Origin of the sequence: Shimia sp. (assembly GCF_041624275.1) — a bacterium.
Lineage (GTDB): Bacteria > Pseudomonadota > Alphaproteobacteria > Rhodobacterales > Rhodobacteraceae > Shimia.
Genome location: NZ_JBFJVE010000267.1, coordinates 1 through 3,037, shown reverse-complemented (window position 1 = coordinate 3,037; position 3,037 = coordinate 1). Strand labels below are relative to the sequence as shown.

Sequence of the window (3,037 nt, the reverse complement as noted above, 5' to 3'; positions counted from 1 at the left end):
CGATGACGATCGCCGGCGGTGAGCCGCGCCGGCTGACCTCGTCACCGGCGATCGACACCGCGCCCAGCTTCAGCCCCGACGGCAGCAGGGTGGTGTTCGAAAGCGACCGGTCCGGCAGCCAGCAGCTTTACGTGATGCCCGCCGGCGGCGGCGAGCCCAAGCGCATCAGCTTCGGCCAGGGCCGCTATGGCACCCCGGTCTGGTCGCCGCGCGGCGACCTCATCGCCTTTACCAAGCAGAACAAGGGCCGGTTCCATATCGGCGTCATGCGCACCGACGGCAGCGAAGAACGGCTGCTGACCGCCTCGTTCCTCGACGAGGGCCCGACCTGGGCCCCCAACGGGCGGGTGATCATGTTCACCCGCGAGACCCAGGGCGCCAGCGGTGCGGCGGCGCTCTATTCCGTCGACGTCTCGGGGCGCAATCTCAAGAAGGTCAGGATCGAGGGCGGCGCCTCGGACCCGGCCTGGTCGCCGCTGCAATGAGGCATCGGCGCAGCAGCAGGGATTTTGTCTCTGGTCACGGCTGTGCTAAACAGGGACAAAGAACAAACGCCAAGAGCGAGGCATTGACATGAGCAGTTTTTCCAAAGTGGCGCTATTGATGGCCGGCCTGACGCTGAGCGCCTGCGGCAGCACCGGCATGCTGGGGCTGGACGACGGGCCCGGACCGGGGTCGGACACGGCCGATTACGCCCTCGGCAGCGTCGACGATCCGTCCTCGGTGGCGCATTTCCAAGAGGCGGTGGGCGACCGGGTGCTGTTCGCCGTCGACCAGTCGATGCTGAGCGAGGACGCCAAGCTGGTGCTGCTGGCGCAGGCCAACTGGCTGCTGGAAAACACCGCCTTCACCGCCGTGATCGAAGGCCATGCCGACGAACAGGGCACCCGCGAATACAACCTTGCCCTCGGCGCGCGCCGGGCCAGCGCGGTCAAGGAATATCTGGTCTCGCGCGGGGTCGCCGCCAACCGGCTGCGCGACATCAGCTATGGCAAGGAACGACCGATCGAGGTCTGCTCGGCCGAGGCCTGCTATTCCCAGAACCGCCGCGCCGTGACCGTGCTGCGGGCCGATCTCAGCGGGTAAGGAGAAAGCCGCGATGCGCCTGATTGCCGCCGCCCTTCTGGTGCTGTCACTGGGCCTGCCCCGGACCGCTCTGGCGCAGGGTGATGAAACCCTTGCCGACATCCGCCAGCAGCTGACCGTGCTCTATGTCGAGCTGCAAAGGCTGAAACGCGAACTGTCGACCACCGGGGCGCCGGCGGCGGTCAATACCGGCGGCACGACGCTGGCGCGTCTCGACGCCATCGAGGCCCAGCTCAGGCGCCTGACCGGGCGCACCGAAGAGCTCGAGAACCGGGTCCAGCGGGTGGTCGAGGACGGCACCAACCGGGTCGGCGATCTCGAGTTCCGACTGGTCGAGCTTGAGGGCGGCGATCTTTCCAGCCTTGGCGAGACCACGACGCTGGGCGGCGATGCCCCGGTGCCCTCGCTGGCCGACGGCAGCATCGCCCCGGTTCCGGCGCCGGCCCCCGAGACCGAGCTGGCGGTGGGCGAGAGGGCCGATTACCAGCGCGCCCGCGCGGCGCTTGACGGCGGTGATTTCGCCAGTGCCGAAACCCAGTTCGCCGCCTTTCTCGACACCTATCCCGGCAGCCCGCTGGCCCCGCAGGCCCATCTCGGGCGCGGTCTGGCGCTGCAGGGGCAGGCACCGGCCAGCCACGAAGAGCGAGCCGCCATCGCCCGCGCCTTTCTCGACAGCTATTCCAGCGATATGCAGAGCCCGGTCGCCGATCAGGCGCTGTTCCACCTCGGCGCCGCGCTGGCGGCACTGGGCAAGGTCAACGAGGCCTGCGTGACGCTGGGCGAAGTCCATGCCCGCCACCCCGGATCGGCGATGGTCACCGAGGCCCAGAGCGCGATGCGCGATCTGGAATGCCCCTGACGACGGATGACGGCGCGCTCGGCGCGCTGCTCGGCGCGCATTTCGCCGGGCACCGGCCCGCCGCCCTCGGGCTGGCGGTCTCGGGCGGCGGCGATTCCATGGCGCTGTTGCATCTGGCGGCGCAATGGGCGCGGGCGCAGGGCATCCGGGTCGAGGCCGCCACCGTCGATCACGGGCTGCGCCCCGAGGCCGCCGACGAGGCGCGGCTGGTGGCCGGGGCCTGCGCCGCCCTCGGGCTGCGCCATCAGACCCTTGGCTGGCAGGGCTGGGACGGGCAGGGCAATCTTCAGGCCGAGGCCCGCGCCGCGCGCTACCGGCTGCTGGCCGGCTGGGGCCGGGCGCGCGGGCTCGACCGGATCCTGCTCGGGCATACGATGGACGATCAGGCCGAGACCTTCCTGCTGCGCCTGGCGCGCAAGTCCGGCGTCGACGGGCTGGCGGCGATGCGCGCGGTCTTTGACCGCGACGGGCAGGGCTTTGGCCGCCCGCTGCTGGCGGCGCGGCGCCGCGAGTTGCGCGACTATCTCGACCGCCGGGGGCTGTCGTGGTGCGAAGACCCGTCGAACCAGGATCCGAGGTTCGACCGGGTGCGCATGCGCCGCGCGCTCGAGGTCCTGGCGCCGCTGGGCATCGACGCGCCGGCGCTGGCGGCCACCGGCGGCCATCTCGGTGCGGCGCGCGCGGCGCTCGACCATCTGGCGCGGATCACCGCACACCGCATCTGCCGCATCGAGCATGGCGATGTGCTCATTGACCGGGCCGGGCTTGGCGCCGCGCCGCAGGACAGCCGTCACCGCCTGCTGGGGGCGGCGCTGATCTGGGTTTCGGGCGCCCCTCACGCGCCGCGCAGCGCCGCCCTGAGCCGGCTTTGGCAGGCCATCGAGGACGGGCAGGACATGACCCTCGCGGGCTGTCTGGTGGCGGTAACGGCGCGGGAATTGCGCGTGATGCGCGAATTCAACGCGGTGCGCGAGTTGAGGGCCGCCGCCCCGCAATGGGACCGCTGGCAGGTCGCCGGGCCGTGGCAGGCGGGCCACGAGATGCGCGCGCTCGGGGCCGAAGCGCTGGCCGGGATCGCGGATTGGCGCGCCT

3 protein-coding genes and 1 pseudogene are annotated in these 3,037 nt (G+C 71.3%); all 4 read left to right on the top strand.

The window, feature by feature from the left end:
* A pseudogene (tolB, locus tag ABZD10_RS14815) lies at positions 1 to 485 on the top strand (Tol-Pal system protein TolB); the annotation flags it as partial.
* An 88-nt stretch (positions 486 to 573) separates the two neighbouring features.
* Positions 574 to 1,086, top strand: coding sequence for a peptidoglycan-associated lipoprotein Pal (gene pal / locus ABZD10_RS14810; RefSeq protein ID WP_372887679.1), 513 nt, complete (start codon positions 574 to 576; stop codon positions 1,084 to 1,086).
* Between the two features lie 13 nt (positions 1,087 to 1,099).
* A complete protein-coding gene (locus tag ABZD10_RS14805) occupies positions 1,100 to 1,945 on the top strand; it encodes a tetratricopeptide repeat protein (protein WP_372887677.1) in 846 nt (281 codons plus the stop codon).
* A partial coding sequence (gene tilS, locus ABZD10_RS14800; protein ID WP_372887675.1) for a tRNA lysidine(34) synthetase TilS occupies positions 1,936 to 3,037 on the top strand: 1,102 nt, incomplete at its 3' end. The genes ABZD10_RS14805 and tilS, both read left to right, overlap by 10 nt.